The sequence below is a fragment of the Stenotrophomonas sp. CFBP 13718 genome (genome assembly GCF_014842145.1).
Lineage (GTDB): Bacteria > Pseudomonadota > Gammaproteobacteria > Xanthomonadales > Xanthomonadaceae > Stenotrophomonas.
The window spans coordinates 1-24,296 of record NZ_JACYVC010000006.1; the positions used below are offsets into that span (position 1 = coordinate 1).

General features: G+C 66.1%; 16 protein-coding genes. 6 read left to right on the forward strand and 10 right to left on the reverse strand.

Annotation, left to right across the window (positions count from 1 at the left end; genetic code table 11):
- Positions 1–441: 441 nt before the first annotated feature.
- Positions 442–1,275: an isocitrate lyase/phosphoenolpyruvate mutase family protein gene (locus IFT58_RS10910; protein WP_192094910.1), complete on the reverse strand. Its 834-nt coding sequence runs from the start codon at positions 1,273–1,275 to the stop codon at positions 442–444.
- A gap of 34 nt (positions 1,276–1,309) precedes the next feature.
- Positions 1,310–1,972 (reverse strand): SDR family oxidoreductase, encoded by a 663-nt coding sequence (locus IFT58_RS10915; RefSeq protein WP_192094912.1) that lies wholly within the window; start codon positions 1,970–1,972, stop codon positions 1,310–1,312.
- A gap of 141 nt (positions 1,973–2,113) precedes the next feature.
- Between IFT58_RS10915 and IFT58_RS10920 the strand changes: the two genes are divergently transcribed.
- On the forward strand, positions 2,114–3,259 hold the full coding sequence (locus IFT58_RS10920; protein WP_342029561.1) for a metallophosphoesterase: 1,146 nt from the start codon (positions 2,114–2,116) through the stop codon (positions 3,257–3,259).
- Positions 3,260–3,334: 75 nt separating this feature from the next.
- Here the strand turns inward: IFT58_RS10920 and IFT58_RS10925 are convergent, their stop codons facing one another.
- Together IFT58_RS10925 and IFT58_RS10930 are read right to left on the reverse strand one after the other, a co-directional pair.
- Complete coding sequence (locus IFT58_RS10925) at positions 3,335–4,882, reverse strand: hypothetical protein (RefSeq protein ID WP_192094916.1); 1,548 nt, start codon at positions 4,880–4,882, stop codon at positions 3,335–3,337.
- Entirely contained in the window at positions 4,883–6,028 is a 1,146-nt protein-coding gene (locus IFT58_RS10930; protein ID WP_192094918.1) for an AMP-binding protein, read from the reverse strand.
- Positions 6,029–6,546: 518 nt separating this feature from the next.
- On the opposite strand from IFT58_RS10930, the gene IFT58_RS10935 reads away from it, so the two are divergent.
- Positions 6,547–7,794: an MFS transporter gene (locus tag IFT58_RS10935; protein WP_197974087.1), complete on the forward strand. Its 1,248-nt coding sequence runs from the start codon at positions 6,547–6,549 to the stop codon at positions 7,792–7,794.
- 156 nt (positions 7,795–7,950) lie between these two features.
- Here IFT58_RS10935 and IFT58_RS10940 read toward each other — a convergent pair whose 3' ends face one another.
- From IFT58_RS10940 to IFT58_RS10955, 4 genes are all read right to left on the reverse strand, one after another.
- A complete protein-coding gene (locus IFT58_RS10940) occupies positions 7,951–8,898 on the reverse strand; it encodes a nucleoside hydrolase (RefSeq protein WP_192081585.1) in 948 nt (315 codons plus the stop codon).
- A gap of 136 nt (positions 8,899–9,034) precedes the next feature.
- Positions 9,035–11,191, reverse strand: a complete 2,157-nt coding sequence (locus IFT58_RS10945; RefSeq protein WP_192094920.1) for a TonB-dependent siderophore receptor — start codon at positions 11,189–11,191, stop codon at positions 9,035–9,037.
- 180 nt (positions 11,192–11,371) lie between these two features.
- Positions 11,372–13,078, reverse strand: coding sequence for a malate dehydrogenase (quinone) (gene mqo, locus IFT58_RS10950; protein ID WP_192081424.1), 1,707 nt, complete (start codon positions 13,076–13,078; stop codon positions 11,372–11,374).
- Positions 13,079–13,234: 156 nt separating this feature from the next.
- Positions 13,235–14,140 (reverse strand): LysR family transcriptional regulator ArgP, encoded by a 906-nt coding sequence (locus IFT58_RS10955; protein WP_188326476.1) that lies wholly within the window; start codon positions 14,138–14,140, stop codon positions 13,235–13,237.
- A 136-nt stretch (positions 14,141–14,276) separates the two neighbouring features.
- Here IFT58_RS10955 and IFT58_RS10960 point away from each other — a divergent pair, with 136 nt between their 5' ends.
- Both IFT58_RS10960 and IFT58_RS10965 read left to right on the forward strand, forming a co-directional pair.
- Entirely contained in the window at positions 14,277–14,912 is a 636-nt protein-coding gene (locus IFT58_RS10960) for a LysE family transporter (protein WP_188326477.1), read from the forward strand.
- Positions 14,913–15,059: 147 nt separating this feature from the next.
- Positions 15,060–17,021, forward strand: a complete 1,962-nt coding sequence (locus IFT58_RS10965; protein ID WP_192094922.1) for a prolyl oligopeptidase family serine peptidase — start codon at positions 15,060–15,062, stop codon at positions 17,019–17,021.
- A 25-nt stretch (positions 17,022–17,046) separates the two neighbouring features.
- Here the strand turns inward: IFT58_RS10965 and IFT58_RS10970 are convergent, their stop codons facing one another.
- Both IFT58_RS10970 and IFT58_RS10975 read right to left on the reverse strand, forming a co-directional pair.
- On the reverse strand, positions 17,047–18,795 hold the full coding sequence (locus IFT58_RS10970) for an oligopeptide:H+ symporter (RefSeq protein WP_192094924.1): 1,749 nt from the start codon (positions 18,793–18,795) through the stop codon (positions 17,047–17,049).
- 19 nt (positions 18,796–18,814) lie between these two features.
- The gene (locus IFT58_RS10975; protein WP_192094926.1) at positions 18,815–19,966 is read right to left on the reverse strand and encodes a heparan-alpha-glucosaminide N-acetyltransferase domain-containing protein; all 1,152 of its coding nucleotides are present in this window, start codon (positions 19,964–19,966) and stop codon (positions 18,815–18,817) included.
- 142 nt (positions 19,967–20,108) lie between these two features.
- Between IFT58_RS10975 and IFT58_RS10980 the strand changes: the two genes are divergently transcribed.
- On the forward strand, positions 20,109–22,076 hold the full coding sequence (locus tag IFT58_RS10980) for an oligopeptide transporter, OPT family (RefSeq protein ID WP_192094928.1): 1,968 nt from the start codon (positions 20,109–20,111) through the stop codon (positions 22,074–22,076).
- A gap of 138 nt (positions 22,077–22,214) precedes the next feature.
- Complete coding sequence (locus IFT58_RS10985; RefSeq protein WP_192094930.1) at positions 22,215–24,293, forward strand: S9 family peptidase; 2,079 nt, start codon at positions 22,215–22,217, stop codon at positions 24,291–24,293.
- Positions 24,294–24,296: the final 3 nt, after the last annotated feature.

Here is a 24,296-nt window from a genome sequence, read left to right on the forward strand (position 1 = left end):
CGACGCGGAGGCCATGATGGCCTCCGCCTGACAACACAGTTGCTACCAACCCGCGCGAACCAACCCGCGCGAGCAAACCAACCGGCACGAGCGCACCCACCCGCACAAGCGAACCCACCCGCACAAGCGAACCATCCCGCACAAGCGAACCAACCGGTTCGAGCGAATCAACCCGCACGAGCGATCCAACCCGCACGAGCGATCCAACCCGCACGAGCGAATCAACCGGCACGAGCGAACCCGCGCGAGCGCACCAATCCGTACGAGCGAACCAACCGCACGAGCGAACCGATCCGTACGAGTGCGCCAATCCGCAAGCGAACCAACCCGCACGAGCGCAATCACCCGCACGAGTGAATCAACCCGCACGAGTGAATCAACCCGCACGAGCGAGCCAAGCCGCGCGAGCGGTGCGGGTTTTCCGCCGAGCGTGGCTCGGCGCTACCGTTGCGCGGGGTCGAACAGGGCATTCAGCGTGGCGCCGGGCGTGGCGCCTTCCAGGCCGGCGAAGCTGCCTTCGTCCTGCAGCAACTGCGTGGCGCGCATGACGCCGCCCCACGCGGCACGCGCAAGCGCGCCGCCGAGGCTGACGCGGCGCACCCCCATCGCGGCGATGTCCTGCAACGAGAACGCGCTTGGGCCCCCGACCAGCAGGTTCACCGGCTTCGGCGCGACGGCCGCGACCACGGCTTCGATGTGCGCGCGCTGGGTGATGCCCGGTGCATACAGGCAGTCGGCGCCGGCCGCTGCATAGGCGCGCAGACGCCGGATAGCGTCCTCGATATCGGGTTGCCCCACGAAGAAGTTCTCGGCGCGTCCGGTCAGCATCACCACCGCGCCGGAACGGTCGATCGCTGCGCGTGCGGCACGCAGGCGTGCCACGGCTTCATCCAGGGGGCGTAGCGGCTGACCAGGATGGCCACTGGCATCTTCGATGGACAACCCGGCCACCCCGGTGTCGATGGCGCGCCGGACCGCCGCTTCCACATCGGCCGGCGCTGCCCCGAAACCATCGCCAAAATCAGCGTTGAGCGGCAGTGAGGTGGCTGCAACCAGCTCGCGCAGATGCGCGAGCACCTCATCCAGCGTCTCGCCGCCATCAGGCAGGCCGCGGCTCCAGGCCCGCCCGGAACTGGTTGAAGCCAGTGCCGCGAAGCCTGCGTGCTGCAGGTAGCGTGCACTGCCGATGTCCCACGGGTTCGGCAGCACGAAACAGCCGGACGCGTGCAACGCCCGGAACTGCTGCCGGCGGTTGGTTACGTCGGGTGTCGACATGGAAGGTTTCTCCTGCGAGGGCAGTAACAGTGCGTCAGGTGCGCGGATCCAGATAATCCAGCGCTTCGGCCACGGGCGTGTCGCCCGCGGTCAGCTCGATGATCACCCGCTGGATGGCGGGGCGTTCCACCAGCGCCACCAGCGTGGCGGCCACATCCTCACGCGAAATATCGCCATACCCGATCGCCGGGCCGGCGGACACATTACCGGTGCCGGCCGCATCGGTCAGCGTGCCGGGACGCAGGATCACCCATTCCAGACAGGACGCGGCCAGATGTACATCGGCCTGTTTTTTGACCTGCATGTAGACCTCGAACGTGTCCGACACGTCCGTGCCACGCCCGGCTTCGGGGAATGCGGACACCAGCAGTACGCGCTGCACGCCAGCCCGTCGCGCGGCATCCACGGCGGTTTCGAGTCCGCGACCATCGATGGCGCGCGTGGTGTCCACGCCGCCCTTGCCGCCGGCGCCGGCCGTGAAAACAAGTACATCGCTGCCTGCCAGGAGCGCGGCCAGCGACGTGCCATCCAACGCCTGCAGATCACCCGCCACGGGCGTCGCACCGTCCTGTTGCAGCGCGGCGGCCTGCTCGGGCCGGCGATGCAGCGCACGGACCCGGTGCCCACGGGCGGTCAGCTGGCTGACCAGGTGGCGGCCGACCTTGCCGGCCGCACCAATGACGAAGACAGTGCTCATCGGAGAGCTCCAGGGAAGAGGGGGCGACCAGCATGCGTGATGCTGCGTTGCGACCGCGTGCGCGTCGCTGGGGGCTGGACGCTACCGCGGCCAGGTGAAATCGGTCACGATGGTGGGTTACGCCCTTTCTGCTCCCCCTGGATTTTTCCTGTGCTGAGTGTCATTGCTTCCGTTCTCGCGCTGTACATCGTGCTCCGCCTGGTCTGGCCGTTGCGCCTTCCGCTGGCCGTGCGCGTGCTGCTGTCTCTGCTGGTGTTCGCGATGGCGCTGCATCATCGCATCGTGGCCCAGTTCGCCGGCACCATGGCGTCGCCTGAGCTGCCGAAGATGGTCATCGCCGTGCTGGCGACCGGATTCACGTCGTTGCTCCTCGGCGCCCTGTTCCTGCTGCTGATCGATGCGGCGTTGCTGATCGCACGTCTGCTGAAGTCAGCGAGGTCAATCGCCGCATTGCGTGCGCCTTGGCTGCGTCCGGTCGCGGGCCTGACGGCGCTGGCGCTGGGCATTTTCGGCGTAAGCCAAGGCATGGCGGTACCCAAGCCGCGCAGCATCGACGTCGAGATCGCCGGACTGCCCGCTGCGTTTGACGGCTATCGTGTGTTGCAGCTGACCGACATCCATGCCAGCCGCCTGCTCACCGGTGACTGGGTGCGCAAGGTCGTAGCCGAAAGCAACGCGCAGCACCCGGACCTGATCGTCATCACCGGCGATCTGATCGATGGCACGGTCGCAGCCCGTGCCGATGACTTCGCACCGCTCGGTGACCTGCGCGCGCCGGATGGCGTCATCGCGATTACCGGCAACCACGAGTACTACGCGCAGTACGCCGACTGGATGAAGGCATTCCGCGGCCTGGGCATGCAGGTGCTTGAAAATACCCATACCGAGGTCCGCCGCGACGGTGCGGTGCTGACCATCGCCGGAGTCACCGATCCGGTGGCCGCGCGCTATGGCCTGCCACTGCCGGACCTCGACGCCGCGCTGGCAGGCAGCAACCCGCAGGCCCCGGTGATCCTGCTGGACCACCGCCCGCGTGAAGCGGTAGCGAATGCCGCCCGCGGGGTGAAGCTGCAGCTGTCCGGGCATACCCACGGCGGCCATATCATCGGCATGGATAAGCTGGTGAAGCGTGCCAACGGTGGCTTCGTGTCCGGCCGTTATGCAGTGGGTGGCATGACGCTGTATGTCAGCAACGGCGCCGGTCTGTGGCCGGGCTTCGCGGCCCGCATCGGGGTGCCGTCGGAGATCACGTTGATCACCCTGCGGGCGTCCACCGCCACACCGTAGCCAACGATGTGCGTTACCGGAGCAGCGCCCTTTCGCCATGAGAAGGGGACCTCACCCCTGCGCTGCTGCAGATATTCATGAATCCCATATGGCCCCGTACGCGGGCAGTCCGCGGGCCTCGCAGCCGTCGACCACCGCATCGGTCAACGCACGGTTGGCGATGCAGATGACTGCTTCCGCGTTCATGTGCTGTGCGGTCTGCCACGCCAGCTGCAGCAGTTCCGGTTTGCCCGCAGTATGGGTGTCCCAGATCAACGCGTCCGGTTGAGCTGCCAGGATCTCGTCCACCAGTGCATCGCCGTAGGTAACGCGGGGGGAGCGCACGGACCAGATCAGCCGCATGCGCACTTTCCGGGCGAGAAGATGCGGCAGCACGGGCCCGATCCCACTGCCGGTCGCCACGTACAGCACCGAGTGGAACAGCACTTCGATATACGCCACGCCCGCTGTAGTGAAGCCGCGCATCCAGAGATGGCGCGGCGGGTCATCGATGAACCTTCCCGTCCAGTCGCCGGCGCGCGAAATGATCATGCGGGACCGGTGCTGCCCGGGCGCTGGAATGTTGGCGAAGGAATGCCACTGCCCAAGGGGCGAGCGGCTGATGGCATTGGCTGATCCAGTGAAGGGCGGTGGGCGCATCGAGACCGTAAGGATGGCTGCATGTGCGGAGCACACTTCCACTTGAACCGGCACCCGGCGCAGGCACAACCACGGCAGCGCGACGCTGACCGTCACCAGCCCCAGCAGCACGAACATGGGGGCTGCACGCATCTGCAGCGCCAGCGCCCAGGAGAGTAACAGCGTGGTCCAGCCCGCATAGCGGTGCACCTTTTCGAACACATCGTGATGCCGTCGGCGGACGGCAGGCAGGGCGGTCGCCAGCATGGCCAGCAGCACAGCCAGCAGAATGAACACCGTCCAGGACAGTGCGGCACCGCGCACAGGGCCGCCACCGCCCCGCGAAAACCCAATGCCGGCAAACACCAGCATCCACGCCACCCCAGCGGATGCGCCGCCCGAGTGCAGCCCGCCGAAGTGGTACACCTTGGCCAAGTGGCGGCGGATGTCCAGGGGCCAAGCCACCGGCGCACAGCAGGCCAGCCGGAACAGGGCGTTTATCACCAGGCTCTGGCGCATGAGGATGGCCATGCTGAGGTTGCCCAGGGCCAGCCCGGCCACGGTCTCGGGCGCATCGGTCAGCGATGCCCAGCCTGCAGGCTGCATCAGGTAAGCGGCCACACTGGCATTGGCAGCAATCACCATCATGAAAAGCAGCGTGTAGTGGCTGATGGAACCCCGCGTGCGCGACGATGTTGCAGCCCCAGTGGGCGGCTTGCCTGCTGTGTGGCTGCCGAGCAGGTGCATCAGCCTGTGTTTGTCTACCTTTCCGCGGCTGGTGAGTGGTAGCGCGTCCAGGGCGAGCATGTGTTCGGGTACGGCGTAGTAGGGGAGCTGCCGCCGGGCGTGATCCCGCGCGTGATCGACGTCCGCATTGGCCGGTGTCACTACACAGGCCAGCGTCCGGGTGTCGAGCTGCAATGTGACCGCCTGACGCACACCGGCGGCGCCTTCGACGATGCGCGACACGGCATCCAGCTCCACCCTGAACCCACGCACCTTCACCTAGTCATCGGTGCGTCCGAGGTGTTCCAGCTCCCCATGCGCGTTCCACCGACCCAGATCCCGGGTGCGGAACATCTGCCAGCCGTCGCCAAGGAACGGGTCGTCTTGGAATCGCTCGGCGGTCAGCGCCGGGTTGCTGAGGTAACCGGCGGTGACGCCCACTCCGCCTGCCCACATCTCACCGACCTGGCCCACGGCGCACGGCTGTTGGTGCGGGTCCAGCACGTAGACCGCGTTGTTCGGCGTCGGTGCGCCGATGCTGAGCGGCCGGCCCCCGGCCTCGTGGCGGTGCAGTGTATTGACGATGGTGGTCTCGGTCGGTCCGCAGCCGTTATGGAACGCACAACGCTCGGACCAGTGAAGGGCAAGCGCCTCGGGGCACGGCTCGCCGGCAACGGCCACGGTCTGTACCCTCCTGCACTGGTCACGTTGAAGGCGCGAGAGAATCGACGGAGTGGCGATGATGACGTCCGCTTCGGCAGCAGCGGCCTGCATGTTTTCTCCGCGAATGATCAGCGTTGCGCCTTGGCAGAGCGTTCCCAGTATTTCCCATGCTGACAGGTCGAAGGCAATGTTGAGCAGCTGACTGACCTGCATGCTGGGCCGGATGCCGAGGTTCCCCGGGGGGGTGAGCAGCACGTTGCAGAGGTTGCGATGCGTGACCGGAACACCGTTGGGCATTCCGGTCGTGCCCGATGTGTAAAGGATGAACGCCGTGCCATCGCTTGAAACCGGTGGCGGTCTCCAGTCGGAGGGAACGGTGTCGCCGATGCTTTCCTCGATGACCAGCACTTCCCGCGCCTGCAGACGCGACGCTGCAGCGCGATCCGCTGCGAGGCACAGCAGGGCGCGGCATCCGGCCGCCTCAAGCATCTGCGACAGCAGCGCCGGTGGGGCGATGCGGATATCCTGCGGAACGTAGGCAGCGCCAATCTTGAGTGAGGCGATGATGGCCACCAGCATCGGGATGGACCGTGTGACGAACAGGCCAACCGTATCGCCGCTGCCTATGCCTGAACGTTGCAGACGATGAGCGAGCGCATCGGCTGCACGTTCCAGCGCTGCGTAGGTGATCGATTCATCGCCATGGATGGCTGCCACCGCGTCGGGTTGGCGCGTCGCCCAATCGGCAAATGCGGCGTGCACCAGAGTATGCAGCGGGGCAACGGCGGGGCCGCAGCTGAGTACGCGTATTGCAATGTGCGGGTGCACGAGGATCGATGCCGGCGGCCACGTGCTGCGGTTATCGGGACAAGAAGGCGCCATGCCGATTCTCTTCAAGACGAGCCGTCAGGTGGCTCGGTGTCGGCAGTCTAGGGAGGTGGCCGCACGGCGAAACGTGACCTGCTGAGTGAAACAGCGCGAGCTCCATTGGCGTCGAAATGGGCAAGACGAAGGCGGCGAAGGCCTACTCAATTGTGTGCTCGAAGAAGGCAGCTGCTGCCGCATGGAAGCCCCCACAGGGGACGGAGAAATGACCTGCCTCGCCGCCATTGGTGGCGTGGCCGGCTCCAGATCGGGCATCGACAGGCGTGGGGCGACAGACGCGCCGACGCGACGAGCGGAATAGTGTTTCGCTCTTCACCCGCCCTGCGTTACGGTGCGCGCATTCTTTTAGGAGGAATGTCGATGCAGCATGTGCCCGGTGACCTATGAACGCCGTCATGCACCGCCGTTCGATGTGGGTGGCCGCGCTGTCCACCGTGGTGGAATGGTACGACTTCACCCTGTACCTGTACTTCGCCACCGTGCTGTCCCGGGTGTTCTTCGGCGGCGGCGAAACCGCGCTGCTGGCCACGCTGGCAGGGTTCGCCGTGTCCTACCTGATGCGCCCGCTGGGGGCGCTGTGCTTCGGCCATCTGGGTGACCGTCTCGGTCGTCGCTGGATGCTGCTGGCGTCGATGGCCCTGATGGCCGCCGCGATGCTTGCCACCGCATTGCTGCCGACCCATGCCCAGATCGGCGCCAGTGCAGGCGTGCTGCTGCTGGTGCTGCGCTGTGTGATGGCGTTTTCAGTTGGCGGTGAGTACACCGGGGTGGTGGCCTACCTGCTGGAAAGCGCGCCCAGCGGACGGCGGGGTCTGATCACGTCGCTGGCATCGGCTGCCAGTGAAGTCGGTGCCTTGCTGGCGGTAGCGCTGTCCGCGCTCACGGTCGCCTTGCTGCCACAACCTGCGCTGGATACGTGGGGCTGGCGTATTCCGTTCTTCGTCGGTGCGGCGCTGGCGGTGGTGATCCTGCTGGCCCGCTCGGGCATGCACGAATCGCCGGAGTTCGAACGCCAGCAACGCGAAGGCAGCGTGCCCAGCGCACCGCTGCGGCAGATACTGCGTTCGCATCCGGGCGCGGTCGCGCGTACTTTCGCCATATCGGCACTGGGATCGATCACCTACTACGTGGGCATCACCTACGTGCCCGCGTTCCTGCACGCCAACGGCCGCGGCGAGGGTGAAGCCCTGTGGCTTTCAACCATCGCGGCAGTGGCGGTGATCGCCGCGACGCCCTTGTGCGGTGCGCTGTCCGACCGCTTCGGGCGGCGCCCGATGTTGCTGGTGCTGACGGTGCTGTCTGCGCTGCTGCCGTTGTCGATGTTCGGCTGGATGGCGGATGCGTCCACCGCAGGCGTCATCGCTGCAGCGGTAACCCTGGCCTGCGTGGCGGGTGGGATCAGTGCGGTGGCCGCATCGGCCACCGCAGAACAGTTTCCGGGCGAGGGCCGCCTGAGCGGGCTGGCCCTGGGGGTGACCATGGCCACCGCGGTATTCGGCGGTGCCACGCCGTGGCTGGCACAGTGGTGGGTGGAGCGCAGTGGCTGGAATGCAGCGCCCGGCGCGATGATCGCCATCGTCGCGGTACTGGTCCTGCCGGTACTGTGGCGGCTGCCGGAAACGCGTCCGACGCCAGTCCGGTAGCGCCGAGCCACGCTCGGCGGATAAACAAAGGCGCCGCGCTGCGCGCTCGCCGAGCATGGCTCGGCGCTACCAGAGGAACAAAGGCGCCGCGCTGCGCGCTCGCCGAGCATGGCTCGGCGCTACCAGTTACCAGTTACCGGGATGTGTCGTGGTGGCTTACAGCGCCAGTGTCTTTTCGATATCGGCCAGCACGGCGTGGGCATCCACGCCGATGGCGATCGACTGCATGGCCTGGTTGTCCCACACGCTGGGGCCGAAGGACAGGCCAGCCGGCTTGGGGATGGTCATGCCGCGGGCCACGCCGTCGGTCGCCACGCGCACGCTGGCGTGCTCGTACTCGAACAGTTCCGGCCGGGTCAGTGCGATGCAGGCGCAGCAGTCATGCACCACCATGCCCTTGTGACCGGCCTGCAGGTAGAAGTCCACGTAGTCCTGCGACAGCGCACGGACCAGGTCGGCGTCGGCACCACCGGCTTCGGCCAGGGCATCGAGTCCATGGCGATCCATCTCCACCTGGGTGGTGACGTCCAGGCCGATGGCGATCAGCGGCCAGCTGGCGGTGAACACGATATCTGCGGCTTCGGCATCGCCCCAGATGTTGGCTTCCGCCGCCGGGGTGATGTTGCCGTTGACATGGAATGCCCCGCCCATGATCACCACGCCGCGCACCAGCGACGCGATCTCGGGTGCTTCGCGCAGGGCCAGGGCGAGGTTGGTCATGCGGCCCACTGCGACCAGGGTGATCTGGCCCGGCTGGGCACGCACCATGTCGATGATCAGCTGATGCGCGCTGCGCGGATCGGCGGCGACGTCCAGCACGGCCGGCACCGGATGGTTGCCCAGGCCGTTGTCACCGTGGATGTGCACCGGCCAGGCTTCCGGCTGTGCATCCGGCTGCAGCGGGCCCGCAGCGCCGCGGGCGACCGGCGCATCGAAGCCCCATGCCTGCTTGAGGAACAGCGCGTTGTGGGTGGTGGATTCCACGGCGGCATTGCCGAATACCGTGGTCACCGCCAGCAGGTTCACCTGCGGATGCTTGTGCAGGTAAAGCAGGGCCAGGGCATCGTCGACGCCCGGATCCGTATCGAAAATAACGTTGTGCATCATGGCGTTGTTCTTCTGTTTCGTCGTGATTGTTCGCTGCGTATTGTGTCACGACGGAACACCCGCCAAGCCCACTCCATGGCCAGGTAGAGCCGACTTCAGTCGGCTCAGTCCAACGGCACCCCTCCAACGTGGATCAATACTTCCAGCGCAGGCTGAAGGCCACGAAGCGCGGCTCGCCGTAGTTGTTGTAGTCCAGGTTCGCCCAGTAGGTCTTGTCCAGCGCGTTGCGCACGCTCACCGTGGCCGTCCAGCTGTCGCTGATCCGGTAGTTGGCGTTGAACTGCACCAGCGCATACGCCGGCTGGTTCACAGTCACCGCGCCACCGGTCGGGTAGGGCACGTTGAACGCCTGCACCTTGCTCTGCCACTGCACGCCGCCCCCCAGGGTCAGCCGCTCCCAGGCACCGCGCAGGCGGACGCTGGTATTGAGCTGCAGGAAGTCTTCAGGCAGGTTCGCGTACAGCAGGTCGGTCGCAGCGCGGGTCACCTTTACGTGGGTAAAGCCGGCATTGACTGTCCATCCGGGCAGGATCTCGCCGTTGAGGTCCAGCTCCCAGCCCCGTGCCTTGGTGCCGTTGATGCCGATGAAGGCCGAGCTGCCATCACTGAGCGAGCCTTCCGGCACGCTGGCGTCACGCACCGCGTAGTTGTCCTGCTTGGCCTCGAACACGGCCGCGTTGGCGGTAAACCGGCCTTCCATCCACTGCGATTTGATGCCCGCTTCCACGTTGGAGCCTTCCACCGGCGCCAGCAGGTTTTCGTTGCGATCCTTGTAGTTCTGCGGATTGAAGATCTCGGTGTAGCTGGCGTAGCCGGAAACGTTCGGCGTCACGTCATACACCAGGCCCACGTAGGGCGTGACTTCGTCATCCACCTTGTACGCGCCGCTGGTGGCGGTATAGGTGTTGGCGATGTTGTAGGCCCGGGTGCGGGTTTCCCACGAACTCAAACGCGCGCCGGCGATCAAGGACAGCGGGTCGGCCAGGCGCAGGCGGGTGGAGGCATACACACCGCGTTGGGTGGTGCGCGCGTCGCGGTGTGCCCCGGTCCGGCGCACGATCAACTCCGGCGCGTCGCCGTTCCAGGTGTTGATATCGGGAATGTCGTAGCGCCAGCCCGCCGTCGGGCTCATCGTCCACGCAGTGGACTGCAGGTCGGAGAAGCTGCCACCCAGGACGACATCGTGCTCGCGCCCAAACAGGGCGAAGGTGCCGGACAGGTACACGTCCACGCCCTTGCGGGTGTCATCGGTCTCACCGGCCGCGCCCAGCAGGTACACGCCTGCGCCGGTGGTCGGGTCCGGGTAGCCGCTGCCGTACACGCGCACGTTCTGCACGTTGCCGCGGGTGTAGGCGGTGTTGACCTTCAGCAGCCAGTCCTCGCCGAAACGCTGTTCCAGGTTGGCGAACGCGGTGCTGGTCTGGCGCTGCCAGCGGGCCCAGTGCGGGGCCATGTTGGTGCTGCGCGGCAGGTGCGCGAAGCTGCCGTCACTGTTGAAGAACGGCACCGTGCCCCAGGTCGAGCCGACCGGGTTGTTGTCCTGGGTCTGGAAGCCGACGGTGACCGTGGTCGACTCGGTCAGGTCACCTTCCAGCACCGCCATGCCGGACATCTTGTCCTCGCTGTAGCGGTCGTAATAGAAGTCTTTGTCCTGATACGCCGCGACCACCCGGCTGCGGAAGCGGCCATCGGCGGTCAGCGGCGCATTGACGTCGGCCTGCATGCGGCGGAAGTCCCAACTGCCTGCGCTGATCGCGAAGGAGGCGTCGAAATCCTTGCCCGGCCGCTTGCGCAGCAGGTTCACGGTGGCCGACGGCACGCCAGCGCCGCTGAGCAGGCCGTTGGCACCGCGGATCACTTCAATGCGGTCATAGAAGGCGGTGTCGTATTCCTGGTTGGTCGAGCCGCTGTACGTGGGCAGGCCGTCGACCTGGAAGTCGGTGATCGCAAAACCGCGCGCGTAGTACAGCGGGCGCTGGGTGTCGTAGAACGAGACATTGACGCCGGTGACGTTGCGCATCACATCGTTGATGCTGAACAACGACTCGTCCTGCAACCGCTCCAGCCCGATCACGGTGGACGACTGCGGGGTTTCCTGCAGGCTGATCGGCAGCCGCGTGGTGCTGGACGGGGCGGCCTTGCTGCCGTGCACGCTGACCTGGTCGAGGGTCTTGGCACTGGCTGCGGCACTGGCGTCGGCCGCGGTGTCGGCCATGGCCGGTACGGCGGTCAGGGCAGCGAGCAGCGCGATGGCCAGCGGCGCGGGTCGGAACGAGGAAGAGGCGGTCATGGCGGTTTCGCGGAAGAGTGGGGTGGTCGGACGGGCGCAAATGTAAATGATTATCGAAAACCTTACAATTCTCGATTGAGTCCGGGGCGACGAGCGGTCGTGTCCGCGCTCAACCGCCAGGGCCGCCAACGAAAACGGCCACCCGAAGGTGGCCGTCTCGATAGATCACTTTGGCAGGCCTTACAGCGCCTGCAGCTCCTCGTTCTTGTTGCGCTTCACCTGCGGCGGCTCGGGCGCTTCGGCCGGGCGGGCCACCGTGGCGGGGATGGCGGCCGGCTGGATCACGTCCGCCGGCACATCCAGGAAGGGCAGCTTCAACGCCTGGCTGGTCAACGTGCGGATCTCGTTGGTCAGCGCCGGGCTCTCGTTGAGCTTGCGGCCATACGACGGCACGATCTCGCGAAGACGCGCTTCCCAGCCGGCCTTCATCTCTTCCGGGAAGGCCTTGGCCATCAGGTCGAGCATGATCGGCGGCGAGGTCGAGGCGCCCGGCGAGGCGCCCAGCAGGGCGGCCAGGGTGTGATCCTTGTCGGTCACGATCTCGGTACCGAACTGCAGCACCGGGCCCTTCTCCGGGTCACGCTTGATGATCTGCACGCGCTGGCCGGCGGTGACCAGCGTCCAGTCTTCGCGCTTGGCGTTGGGGAAGTATTTGACCAGCTCGGCCTGGCGGTCGTCGTCGTTCAACTGCGCCTGGCTCATCAGGTACTTCACCAGGTCCAGGTTTTCCGCGCCCACGTTCAACATCGGGGCCACGTTGTTGTGGGTCACCGACGAGTAGAGGTCGAACCACGAGCCGTGCTTGAGGAACTTGGTGCTGAACAGCGCGAACGGTCCGAACAGGACCACGGGCTTGCCATCGAGCTTGCGTGCATCAAGGTGCGGCACGGACATCGGCGGCGAGCCGGTCTCGGCCATACCGTAGGCCTTGACGCTGTGGCGCGAGGCGATGTCGGCACCCTGGAAGGCGAGGAACTGGCCGCCCACCGGGAAGCCGCCGTAGTTCTTGGCTTCCGGAATGCCCGACATCTGCAGCAGCTTCAGGGCCGCGCCGCCGGCGCCGATGAAGACGAAACGCGAGTGGGTGGTGGTCTCGTTGCCGGACGCGAGGTCCTTGACGGTCACGTTCCAGGTCTTGTCGTCGTTCTGGCGCAGCGCGGTGACTTCATGGCCCAGGTGCAGGCCGAAATTCGGGCTGCGCTTCAGGCCATCGGTGAGCTGGCGGGTGATGACGCCGAAGTTCACGTCGGTGCCCAGCGGCATCCAGGTAGCGGCGACTTTCTGCTTCGGGTCGCGGCCTTCCATCAGCAGCGGAGCCCACTGTTTGATCTGCGCCGGATCTTCGGAGTACTGCATGCCGTAGAACAGGGGATTCTTGACCATCGCCTGCTGGCGCTTGTGCAGGAAGTTGATGTTGTCGTCGCCCCACACGAAGCTCATGTGCGGGGTGGCATTGATGAAATCGCTGGGCTGGCTCAGGCGGCCTTCGCGTACCTGGTGCGACCAGAACTGGCGCGAGACCTCGAACTGTTCGGCGATGCCGACGGCGCGCTTGGTCTCGATGCTGCCGTCCGGAAGCTCCGGGGTGTAGTTCAGCTCGGCGAACGCGGAATGCCCGGTACCGGCGTTGTTCCAGCCATCGGAGCTTTCTTCGGCCACGCCGTCGCGGCGTTCGTACACCTGTATGTTCCAGTCCGGCTGCAGTTCCTGCAGATAGGTCGCCAGGGTGACGCTCATGATGCCGGCGCCTACCAGGACTACGTCAACGGGCTTGTCGTTGCTGGCCGCCGGCACCGAGCGCTGGGTCAACGGCCAGTACAGGAACAGTACCGACGTCACCAACAGCAGCACGAGCAGGGCGACTAAAGCCTTGCCAAATTTCTTCATGGGAACGATTCGTTTGGGGAGGGAATCAGGATGCGTGCCGGCCAGGGGCGGCGCGTGAAGACGCGTCAGCAGGCGGCCGCCTACGGCGTCCAGTGACGTATTTTACCCGTTTGTGGTCCTGATTTGGTGCGACGCAGCATCCTGCGCGTGGCTGGATCAGCGTTTGCGGCGGATCAGCGCCGTGGATGCGCCCAGCACCGCGCGGGTCAGCAGCGCCATGGTCTGCACGTCGCCTTTCCAGTGCTGCCAGTACAGCGGCACGTCCTCCCACGCGCGCTGGCGCACGTAGACCAGCCGACCGGCATCGAGGTGGCGCTTCACCAGCGGCAGCGGATTCATCGTCCAGCCCAGCCCGCCCAGGTTGGCCTGGACGAACGCGCGGGTGGAGGGAATCCACCACGTCGGCGCCGTGTTGGGCACCTCGACCCCGGCCATCCGCCGTGCGAACCGGGCCTGCATGTCGTCCTTGCGGTTGAATACCAGGACCGGGGCCTGCGCCAGCGCCTGGGCGCTCACCCCCTTGCCGAAATGCCGGTCGCGGAACGCCGGGGTGCAGGTGGCGGCATAGCGGATGCTGCCCAAGGCGTGGATCTGGCAGCCCTGCACCGGTTCATCCAGCGTGGTCACCGCGCCCAGCACCGTGCCCTGGCGCAGCAGCTCCACGGTGTGGTCCTGGTCTTCCACGCGCAGGTCCAGGGTGGTGCCGGTGACCTGTGCGAACTGCTGGGCCGCTTCCGGGAACCAGGTTTCCAGGCTGTCATGGTTAACCGCCACCGGGATGCTGGCCTGCGGCAGGTCTTCGTCGGCAAGCCCCATCCGGTGCAGCGCGTCGTGCTCCAGCAGGGCGGTCTGTTCGGCCAGCTGCACCAGCACCTGGCCCTCGGCGGTGGCGGTGGCCGGTGCGCCGCGTTTCACCAACAGCCGACCGACGCGGTCCTCCAGCGCTTTGACGCGCTGCGACACCGCGGAGGCTGTGACATTCAGCGATTGGGCGGCGCGATCGAAGCTTCCCTCGCGTATTACGGCGGCAAGTGCACGCAGCTGGGCATGGTCAACGCGCATGGCAATTAAGTTCCGCTAAAGAGGCTTAAGTAAGTTTAGCTTTTCTTGAGCGTGCTGCAACGCGACAATACGCGCCGTACCCCGGTGCTGTCCGCCTTCGCGAGGCACCGCCCACCCGCATTACAAGGTTGCCCTCATGTTCTCTCTCATCTCCGCCAGCACCGGCCTTGCGGCCTGGTTCAGTGGTGCCGCCACCGGCATCGGCCTGTTTGCCGTGGTCGGTGCACAGAGCGCTTTCATCCTGCGCCAGGGCATCCTGCGCAAGCACATCGTGCCGGTCGTGGCGACCTGCGCGGCGATCGATGCGGTCTTCATCTTCGCCAGCGTGGCCGGCCTGCGCACCCTGATCCAGGCAGCGCCGTGGCTGACCAGCGCGGTGCTGTGGACCGGTGTCGCCTTCCTGGCCTGGTACGCGCTGAAGTCCGCACGCCGTGCCATCGCCGGTGGCGGTGGCATGGGCGAAGCCGAAAGTGATGACGGCAGCCGCCGCGCCGTGCTGATGGCAGCGGTCGGTTTCTCGCTGATCAATCCGCATTTCTGGCTGGACATGATGGTCATCGGTTCCATCGCGGAAAACTTCGGCAACGACCGCATGGCATACGCCGCCGGTGTGGTCACCGCCAGCTGCATGTGGCTGACCGCGCAGGGCCTCGGCGCCCGCCTGCTGGCACCGCTGTTCAACAAGCCCGGTACGTGGCGCGTGCTGGATGGCACCATCGCGGTGATCCTGAGCATTCTTGCCCTCACCCTGGCGGTGCGCGGCGTCAACTGATTCCACTCTCTCTCCAGAATGTGGTTTAAGGAGCGGCATCGGCAACGATGTCGCTCTTTTTTTGCAGATACCCTGATTCCCAATTCGTTCACGTGCCGTTTACAATCGTGGCGTGGCGGACATGCTGTCTGCAGAACGGGGATAAGGATGCGCAAGACGATGCTCGCGGCAATGATCGCCCTCCTGGCGACGCCGCCGATGGCCGACGCGGCCGAGGTGAACCTGGACCATTTCCTGCGCCGGGACGCCTTCACCGATATCAAGCTGTCGCCGGGTGGCGAGTATTACGCCGCGACCATACCGTTCGAGAAAGAGACCGCGCTGGCGATCCTGCGCGTGTCTGACGGCAAGCTGGTGGGCCAGTTCATGCCACCGCAGCACAACCACGCTTACCGCTTCGACTGGGTCAGTGACGACCGGGTACTGATCGAGCTGGCGCAGAAACTCGGTTCGCTGGACATGCCGCAACGCACCGGTGAGTTGTATTCGCTGCGCGCGAATACCTCCAGCGGCCAGCTGCTGGTCGGTTACCGGGTTGATGCGCAGGAGACCGGGTCGCACATTTCAGGCAAGAAGGCCGAGCGCGTGGCCGCCTTCCTCACCGACGACCTGCCGGCTGACGACCGCAACGTGCTGATCGCCGTGTCGCCGTTCACTGCCGATCCCTACACACGCCTGGAAAAGATGGATGTCAGCACCGGCCGGCGCACGCCGGTAACCCGCTCGCCGGTGCGACGTGGCAGCTTCACCACCGATGGCCAGGGCCAGGCCCGCTTCGTTCACGGGGCCGGCGCGGACAACGTCAACAAGCTGTTCTACCGCGAGCGCAATGGCGCCAGCTGGGCGATGATCAACGACGAAGCCGTGACCGGCCGGATCGAAGATGCCATCGGCTTTTCGGCAGACGGCACGCTGGCGTACCTGCAGATCGAGCAGGCCGACGGCCCGGACAAGATCGTCAGCTGGAACCCGGCCACCGACGAACGCAAGGACGTGCTGCAGGACCCGGTGGTGGATCCGTCGCGGATCATCCATCGTCCAGGCACGGCCATTCCGGTAGGGGCGCTGTTTTTGGGCGACACGCCGCGCACGCGCTTCTTTGATGAGACGTCCGCCGATGCGCGGCTGTACCGCAGCCTGGAAAGTGCCTTCGACGGCAACGCCGTGTATGTCACCTCGAGCACGCGTGATGGCAACAAGGTGCTGGTCCAGACCTTCTCGGGCACCAATCCCGGCGATTTCTTCATCTATGACCAGAAGGCGAAGGCGGCCGAGCACGTGGTCAGCCGCAGCCAGTGGATCGATCCCGCGCAGGCCGCACCGGTCCGCGCTGTCACCCTCAAGGCCCGCGACGGCATGGTCCTGCATGGCTTCCTGACCACCCCGCCCGGTGGCCCATCGCGCAACCTGCCCACGGTGGTGATGCCGCATGGCGGACCCTTCGGCGTGTTCGATGAAGGCACCTACGACGTTCAGTCGCAGATGCTGGCCGCTGCCGGCTATGCGGTGCTGCAGCTGAACTTCCGCGGCTCGGGCAACTATGGCCGCGCGTACAAAGCGGCCGGTGCCCGGCAATGGGGCGGTGCCATGCAGGACGATGTGACCGATGCCACGCGCTGGGCGATCAGCGAGGGCATCGCCAACAAGGGAAAGATATGCATCTACGGCGCAAGCTACGGTGCCTATGCGGCGCTGATGGGCGCGGCCAAAGAGCCCGCCCTGTATAAGTGCGCGGCCGGCTATGTGGGCGTCTACGACCTGCCGATGATGCATGCCCGCGGCGACATCCAGCAGAGCGACTCGGGCGTGAACTACCTGCGGGAGTGGGTGGGCGAGCCGGCGACGCTGGCGGCGGTCTCACCGGTCAACCTGGCGCAGCAGATCAAGGTGCCGGTGTTCCTTGCCGCCGGTGGCGAGGACGAACGCGCCCCGATCCAGCACACCCAGCGCATGGAAGCCGCCCTCAAGCGTGCCGGCGTGCCGGTGCAGAGCCTCTACTACCCCCGCGAAGGCCACGGCTTTTATGTCGATGCCAACCGCCGCGCGTACTACGGCAAGCTGCTCACCTTCCTCTCGCAGAACCTCGAAAAAGGGGACGGAGGGAATTAATTTCAATTAATTACCTCCGTCCCCTTTATTTGACGCCGTGCATCATGCGCCGCAGCAGCGGCGCACAGGCGAAGGCGATCACCGCGCAGCCCAGCCCGATCCACATCAACAGCCAGAACAGGTGGGCGTAGCTGGCTGACGCGGCGACGATGTCCAACGTCTCGCCCTCGGGCACTTCGATGGCGGCCAGTTTGCCGAACAGGGCCGCCAGCGTTTCGGAAAACGCGGTGGCCAGGAACCAGGTGCCCATCATCAGGCTGACCACGCGCGGCACCGCCAGCTGGCTGACTGCCGACAGGCCCACCGGCGACAGGCACATCTCGCCACTGGCCAGCAGGAAGTACGCCAGCACCAGCCACCACACGCTGGCCATCTGGCCGGTTTCGCCGACCTGCTGTGCGGCCAGCGCCAGCGGCACGAAGGAGAGCGCGCCGATCACCAGGCCGATCGCGGATTTGTACGCCTTGCCCGGTTCGGCGCGACGGCGGTCCAGCCACGCCCACAACAGCGCGAACAACGGCGCCAGCAGCACCAGGAACAGACTGCCGAGGTAGGTCAGCGAACCGGCGGTCTGCGGTATGACCAGGCAGTCGCGCACCAGCAGCACCACCATCACCAGACCGATGGCAATGAACATCCGCCGTGGCAGCGCCGAGCCGGGATGGCGATCGGACAAGCGCGCGCTGACCACGAAGCCCAGCGGTGCCAACACCAGCGAGAGGATCGACCACGGCAGCGGGGTGCCTTCGCGGATCACCAACGCGGGCACGATGTCCTTGGTCAACAGGCGGTCGGTGAAGGTGACCCATGACCCATACGACTGCTCGTACAGGGTGAAGAACACCAGTGCCATGGCGATCAGCGCCATCAGCGCGATCATCTGCTGGCGTTGCACCGGCGTGCACTGGGTGCCGGTGAACCAGGCAAACCACACCAGCACACCGCCCAGCACGACGATCATCAGCAGCAACGCCAGGCTGATCTCGCCACCGAGCGCGAAGGCGCCGTTGCCCGCGGCCCACATCAGCCAGGCGATCGGCAGCACGGCGATCACCGCGCCGGCGTAGATCAGCCACTCGCGTGGCAGGCCGAGCACGCGGTCTTTCAATGAGGCCGGATCGCGTGGCTCGGCCAGCCCATGCAGGTATTTCTGGCCCCACAGGAACATGCCCAGGCCGACCAGCATGCCGATGCCGGCGGCACCGAACCCGTATTTCCAGCCGTAGGCTTCCCCCAGGAAACCGCAGATCAGCGAGGCGAACAGCGCACCGAGGTTGATGCCGGCGTAGAACAGCGAGAAGCCGGAGTCGCGACGCGGATCGTTCTCGGCATACAGCTTGCCGACGATGGTGGAGATGTTCGGCTTGAGGAAGCCGACGCCCATGATGATCAGCGCCAGCGACAGGTAGGTGATGGACAGCGCGCCGGTATCACGCACCACCTGGCCGTCGCGCATGTAGGCCGCGTGGCCTTCGAAGGCCATGCCCAGATGCCCCAGCACCAGCAGCACACCGCCGAACAACACGGCCCGGCGCATGCCCAGCCAGCGATCGGCGAGCAGCCCGCCGAACACCGGGATGCAGTAAACCAGTCCGCCATACGCGCCGAGGAGGTCCAGCCCGGCCTTGTCGCCGAACAGGTGGTACTTGGTGAGGTAGAGCAGCAGCAGCGCCTTCATCCCATAGAAGGAGAAGCGCTCCCACATTTCGGTGAAGAAGCAGACGTAGACGCCCTTGGGGTGGCCGAGGAAGTCGTCGGAGGCAGTGGTGGTCATCGGGCAGAGTATGAGCCCGTTACAGATACCTCAGCCAGAGCAGATCCTTGCGGCGTGCCTTCAGGGCAGCAAACGCGCGCGTGGGCAGGTACAGCAGCAGCGCCAGTGCGGTGCTGATCAACAGCAGGGCGGCTACCGATTCCACTGCGAACAGGGAGCCGTTGGTGGGCCCCCACAGTGCGAGCGCGCCCAGGTACATCAGCTTCAGCACATACAGGTGCAGCAGATAGAAGAACATCGGCGCCGCGCCGATCCGCGCCAGTGGCTGCAACGCGGCGGCCACGGCAGGTACTTCGTACAGGCGCAGCAACAGCAGCCCGACGCCGAGCGTGGCCAGCAGGAACAGCAGCGAGGGCGGGTACTTGGTGATGTTGACGATGCTCATCAGCGTCCGCAGCGCGGTGTCCTGCACCTGCCACGATGCATCGCCATACCCATTGAGCGCGCGCAGCATCACGAACGCGGCCAAGGCGCCGATGCCGCCCATCAGCAGCCAGCGCTGGCGCTGTGCAGCCGGCCGACCATTGGCGAACCACGGTCCCATCAGGTAGCCCAACGTGATCACGCCGATCCACGGCAGCAGGGGGTACGAGGTGCGCAGGCGCAGCCCGTCACCGAATGCGATCCAGTCGCGCTGGTGCAGCACTTTCCACAGGGTCGCGACGATGCCGTTGCCGTCCATATGCACACCGTCCAGCAGGTTGTGCCCGGCGACCAGCAGTACCGCCAGCGGCAGCAGCACCGCACGCGGCAGCCACACCAGGCCGGCCAGCGCGATCATGCTCAGGCCGATCACCCAGATCACCTGCAGGTAGATCGTGTCCGGCGGGAACTGGAAGGTCCACGCGAAGTTGACCAGGGTCAGCTCCAGCACCACCAGGAACAGGCCGCGCTTGAACAGGAAGCCGGCGATGGCGCGCCGGGGATCGGCCTGTCGCTGGCCGTAAAGCCACGCCGACAGCCCGGTCAGCAGCACGAACACCGGCGCACACAGGTGGGCCAGCAGGCGGCACGCGAACAGCGCCGGCGACACCGTGCCGACATCCATCGGGTCGCTGACCTGATACTGCATGAAGAAGGTTTCGCGCACGTGGTCGAGCAGCATCAGCAGCATCACGGTGCCGCGCAGCTGGTCGATCGACGCCAGCCGGGTGGAAACAGAAGGGGGCATACGGACGGCGGGAAGGGGTGTGGAAAGGATATAACATATCATTTTGGGGGTGTGCCGAGCCAGTCTTCCTGCGTGCGCGTGCTGGACTTGCCGCAGCCCGGACGCTAGCGTTGCAGGGATTTTTTTCGTATCAGGGGCTTCAATGAACAACGTCGCTGCGCCCAAGCAGCTCACGTTCCGCGCGGTGGTGCTTTCCATCGTGCTGGCCGTGGTGCTGTCGGCCGCCAACGCCTATCTGGGTCTGTTCGCAGGCCTGACCATCGCTACGGCGATTCCTGCCGCAGTGATCTCCATGGGCGTACTGCGCCTGCTCGGCGGCGGTTCCATCCTGGAAAACAACATCGTGCAGACCGGTGCGTCTGCCGGTTCGTCGATCGCCGCCGGTGTGATCTTCACCATCCCGGCGCTGGTGATCATGGGCTACTGGCCGGACTTCAAGTACTGGTGGGTGCTCGGCATCGCCGGTCTGGGTGGTCTGCTGGGCGTGCTGTTCTCGGTGCCGCTGCGGCGCTCGATGATCGTCGAAGATCCACTGCCGTTCCCGGAAGGAAAGGCCGCGGCCGAAGTGCTCAAGGCCGGTGAGAACCCCGGGCCGGGCATGAAGATTCTTGCCGTGTCGGCGGTGATCGGCGCCGTGGTGAAGGTCGCCGCCGCCAGCGGTCTGCGGCTGATTCCCGACGCGTGGGCCACCGCAGCCTACGTGGGCAGCTCCAAGGTCACCGCGTTCATCGGCACCAACCTGTCGCCGGCATTGCTGGGCGTGGGCTACATCGTCGGCCTCAACGTCGGCATCGTGGTGGTGGGTGGCTCGATCCTCACCTGGCACATCGCCATTCCCATCTACCAGGCGTTCTTCCTCAACACCGACCCCGCACTGGCCGCGTCCATCGCCACGGCATCGGCCACCGATGCGGCCTTCGCCATCTGGGGCGCGAAGATGCGCTACCTGGGCGTGGGCGCCATGCTGATCGGTGGCATCTGGACCCTGTTCTCGCTGCGCAAGTCGCTGCTGAGCGGCGTCAAAAGCGGCTTCGCCGCAGCCCGCAAGAGCACCGGCCCGGCCGTCGCCGAGACCGAGCGCGACCTGCCGATGAAGTGGATGCTGGTGGCGCTGGTGGTGTTCACCCTGCCGCTGCTTGCGCTGTACCAGGCGATCGTTGGCCAGTGGCATGTGTCGATCCCGATGACCATCATCATGATCGTCGCCGGCTTCCTGTTCGTGTCGGTATCTGCGTACCTGGCCGGCCTGATCGGCTCGTCGAACAACCCGGTGTCGGGTATCACCATCTCCACCATCCTGTTCGCGTCGGCGGTGCTGGTGCTGCTGCTGGGCAAGGACGGTCTGACCCCGGTCGGCGCCTTCGGGGCCCCGCTGGGTGCGGTCGCGGCGATCATGATCGGCGCGGTGGTGTGCTGCGCCGCTGCCGTGGGCGGTGACAACCTGCAGGATCTGAAGGCGGGTTACATCGTCGGCGCTACCCCGTGGAAGCAGCAGCTGATGCTGGGCATCGGCGCGTTCTCGTGCGCGCTGATCATGGCCCCGGTGCTGAACCTGCTGGCTACCGCCTACGGCATCGGTGCGCCGACGCCGGAGCATCCCAACGCGCTGGCCGCACCGCAGGCCAACCTGATGGCGTCGGTGGCCCGTGGCCTGTTCGGCGGCGAGCTGCCGTGGAACTTCATCATCATGGGCGCCGTGGTGGGTGCGGCGATCATTGCCCTCGACGAGTGGCTGAAGAAGACCGGCAAGCGCTTCCGCGTGCCGGTGCTGGCGGCCGCCATCGGCATCTACCTGCCGCTGGAACTGATGGTGCCGATCTTCCTCGGCGGCCTGATTTCCTATCTGGTGGAACGCTTCCACAAGATCCGCGCCGAAGACGAAGAAGGCCGTGACCGCGTGCACCGCCCGGGCGTGCTGTTTGCCGCCGGCCTGATCACCGGTGAGGCCCTGATGGGCATCGCCATCGCCGTGCCGATCGTGGTCAGTGGCAGCGCCGACGTGCTGGCGCTTCCGGTCACGCTGCCGGCTGCGCAGTGGATCGGGCTCGCGGTGCTGTTCCTGGTCGGCTGGCTGATCTACCGCACCGGCAAGCGCGCCAGCGCTACCTGATCACGTGCGGATCCGGGGTCGGATCCCGTTTGCCCTGCGAACGAAATCCGGCCCCGACCTGGCCCCATGACCGATGGGCTAGGCAGGTTGGGCCGCGCAGGCCTACCATCGACGTTTTGCCGTCCTGCGGAGAACCCGATGAAACTGCGCCATGCCCTGTTGCCGTTGAGCCTGCTTGCGGCCCTGCCGTCCGTGGCGGCCGCCCGCGGTCTCGATGTCCGCGACATGATCGCGATGGACCGGGTGTCTTCGCCCGTGCTCAGTGCCGACGGGGGCACCGTGGTGTTCGCCAAGCGCAGCGTGGATGCGCAGCAGAAGGCCAGCAGTGCGCTGTTCGTGCGTAACCTGCGTACCCGCGATGCGGCGCCGCCGAAGCAGGTCACCCCGGCCGGCTGGAACGTCAACTCGGCGTCGCTGTCCGCCGACGGCCGCACCGTGTACTTCCTCAGCAGCAAGAACGGCAGCCAGCAGCTGTACGCGCAGGGCCTCGACGGCGCCGCACCGCGCCAGCTGACCGATTTCCCGGTGGACGTGGACAGCTACCACGTGTCGCCGCAGGACGACCGCGTGCTGTTCAGCGCTGGGGTGTTCCAGGACTGTGGCTCCGACCTGGCCTGCACCGAGAAGAAACTCGCCGCGAAGAAGGACACCAAGGCCAGCGGCCAGGTGTTCGACACGATGTTCGTGCGTCATTGGGATACCTGGAGCGATGGCCGCCGCAACACCTTGTTCGTCGCTCCGCTGCCCACGGGCAAGGCCGCTGGCGTCAAGGGCGCCTCGGCGCTGAGCGCCACTCTGGCCGGTGATGCACCGTCCAAGCCGTTCGGCGGCAACGATGATTTTGCGTGGTCGCCCGATGGCCGCAGCGTGGTGGCGAGCATTCGCGTGGCCGGTCGCGAAGAGCCGTGGTCGACCAACTTCGATCTGTACCGCTTCGATGCCGCTGGCAAGCAGGCGCCGGTCAACCTGACCGCCGACAACCCCGCGTGGGATGCCGGCCCGGTGTTCAGTGCCGACGGCAAGACGCTGTTCTACCGCGCGATGAAGCGTCCCGGCTTCGAGGCCGATCGCTACGCCCTGATGGCGATGGACCTGGGTACCGGCAAGCGCCGCGAAATCGCCGCAGACTGGGACCGCTCCGCCGGCAGCATCGTGCTGTCGGCCGACGGCAGCACGATCTACACCACCGCCGACGACATGGGCGAGCATCCGCTGTTCGCGGTGGACGTGGCCAGCGGCAAGGTGGAAAAGCTGGTGGGCGAGGGCAGTGTCACGGCGGTGGATGTGGCCGGCGGCAGCGTCGCCATTACCCGCAACAGCCTGAAGAGCAATGACCAGGTGCTGGTCGGCCTGCTGCCTGCGGCGGGCGAGGCGATGGGGGCGCTGCGTGCCCTGACGCCTTCCGCGGAAGAGGTGCTGAAGGACGTTGATTTCGGCGACTTCGAGCAGTTCTCGTTCAAGGGCTGGAACAACGACACCGTGCACGGCTACGTGGTCAAGCCGCACGATTACGTGGAAGGCAAGCAGTACCCGGTGGCGTTCCTGATCCACGGTGGGCCGCAGGGCAGCTTCGGCAATGGCTGGAGCTACCGCTGGAATCCGCAGACCTATACCGGCCAGGGCTATGCGGTGGTGATGATCGATTTCCACGGCTCCACCGGCTACGGCCAGGCGTTCACCGATGCGATCAGCCAGCATTGGGGCGATCGTCCGCTGGAAGATCTGCAGAAGGGCTGGGACGCTGCGCTGAAGCAGTACGCGTTCCTGGACGGTGACAAGGCCTGTGCACTGGGTGCCAGCTACGGCGGCTTCATGGTCAACTGGATCGCCGGCAACTGGAACAGCCCGTTCAAGTGCCTGGTCAACCACGACGGTGTGTTCGACCAGCGCATGATGGGGTACGCCACCGAAGAGCTGTGGTTCACCGAGTGGGAGCAGGGCGGCACGCCGTTCGCCAAGCCGGCCAACTACGAGAAGTTCAACCCGGTCAACCACGTGGCGGACTGGAAGAAGCCGATCCTGATCATCCACGGCCAGCTGGATTACCGCATCCCGGTGGAGCAGGGGTTGGCCGCGTTCACCGCCGCGCAGCGCCAGGGCATCGACTCGAAGTTCCTGTACTTCCCCGATGAGAACCATTGGGTGCTGAAGCCGGCCAACAGCGTGCTCTGGCATGACACGGTCAACGCGTGGCTGAAGCAGCACATCGGGCAGTAAGGC

Coding starts and splice junctions, on each gene's coding strand:
- IFT58_RS10910 (WP_192094910.1), bottom strand. CDS start 1,275: ATGTCGACACCCGACGTAACCAACCGCCGGCAGCAGTTCCGGGCGTTG.
- IFT58_RS10915 (WP_192094912.1), bottom strand. CDS start 1,972: ATGAGCACTGTCTTCGTCATTGGTGCGGCCGGCAAGGTCGGCCGCCAC.
- IFT58_RS10935 (WP_197974087.1), top strand. CDS start 6,547: ATGCACCGCCGTTCGATGTGGGTGGCCGCGCTGTCCACCGTGGTGGAA.
- IFT58_RS10940 (WP_192081585.1), bottom strand. CDS start 8,898: ATGCACAACGTTATTTTCGATACGGATCCGGGCGTCGACGATGCCCTG.
- IFT58_RS10945 (WP_192094920.1), bottom strand. CDS start 11,191: ATGACCGCCTCTTCCTCGTTCCGACCCGCGCCGCTGGCCATCGCGCTG.
- mqo (WP_192081424.1), bottom strand. CDS start 13,078: ATGAAGAAATTTGGCAAGGCTTTAGTCGCCCTGCTCGTGCTGCTGTTG.
- IFT58_RS10955 (WP_188326476.1), bottom strand. CDS start 14,140: ATGCGCGTTGACCATGCCCAGCTGCGTGCACTTGCCGCCGTAATACGC.
- IFT58_RS10960 (WP_188326477.1), top strand. CDS start 14,277: ATGTTCTCTCTCATCTCCGCCAGCACCGGCCTTGCGGCCTGGTTCAGT.
- IFT58_RS10965 (WP_192094922.1), top strand. CDS start 15,060: ATGCGCAAGACGATGCTCGCGGCAATGATCGCCCTCCTGGCGACGCCG.
- IFT58_RS10970 (WP_192094924.1), bottom strand. CDS start 18,795: ATGACCACCACTGCCTCCGACGACTTCCTCGGCCACCCCAAGGGCGTC.
- IFT58_RS10975 (WP_192094926.1), bottom strand. CDS start 19,966: ATGCCCCCTTCTGTTTCCACCCGGCTGGCGTCGATCGACCAGCTGCGC.
- IFT58_RS10980 (WP_192094928.1), top strand. CDS start 20,109: ATGAACAACGTCGCTGCGCCCAAGCAGCTCACGTTCCGCGCGGTGGTG.
- IFT58_RS10985 (WP_192094930.1), top strand. CDS start 22,215: ATGAAACTGCGCCATGCCCTGTTGCCGTTGAGCCTGCTTGCGGCCCTG.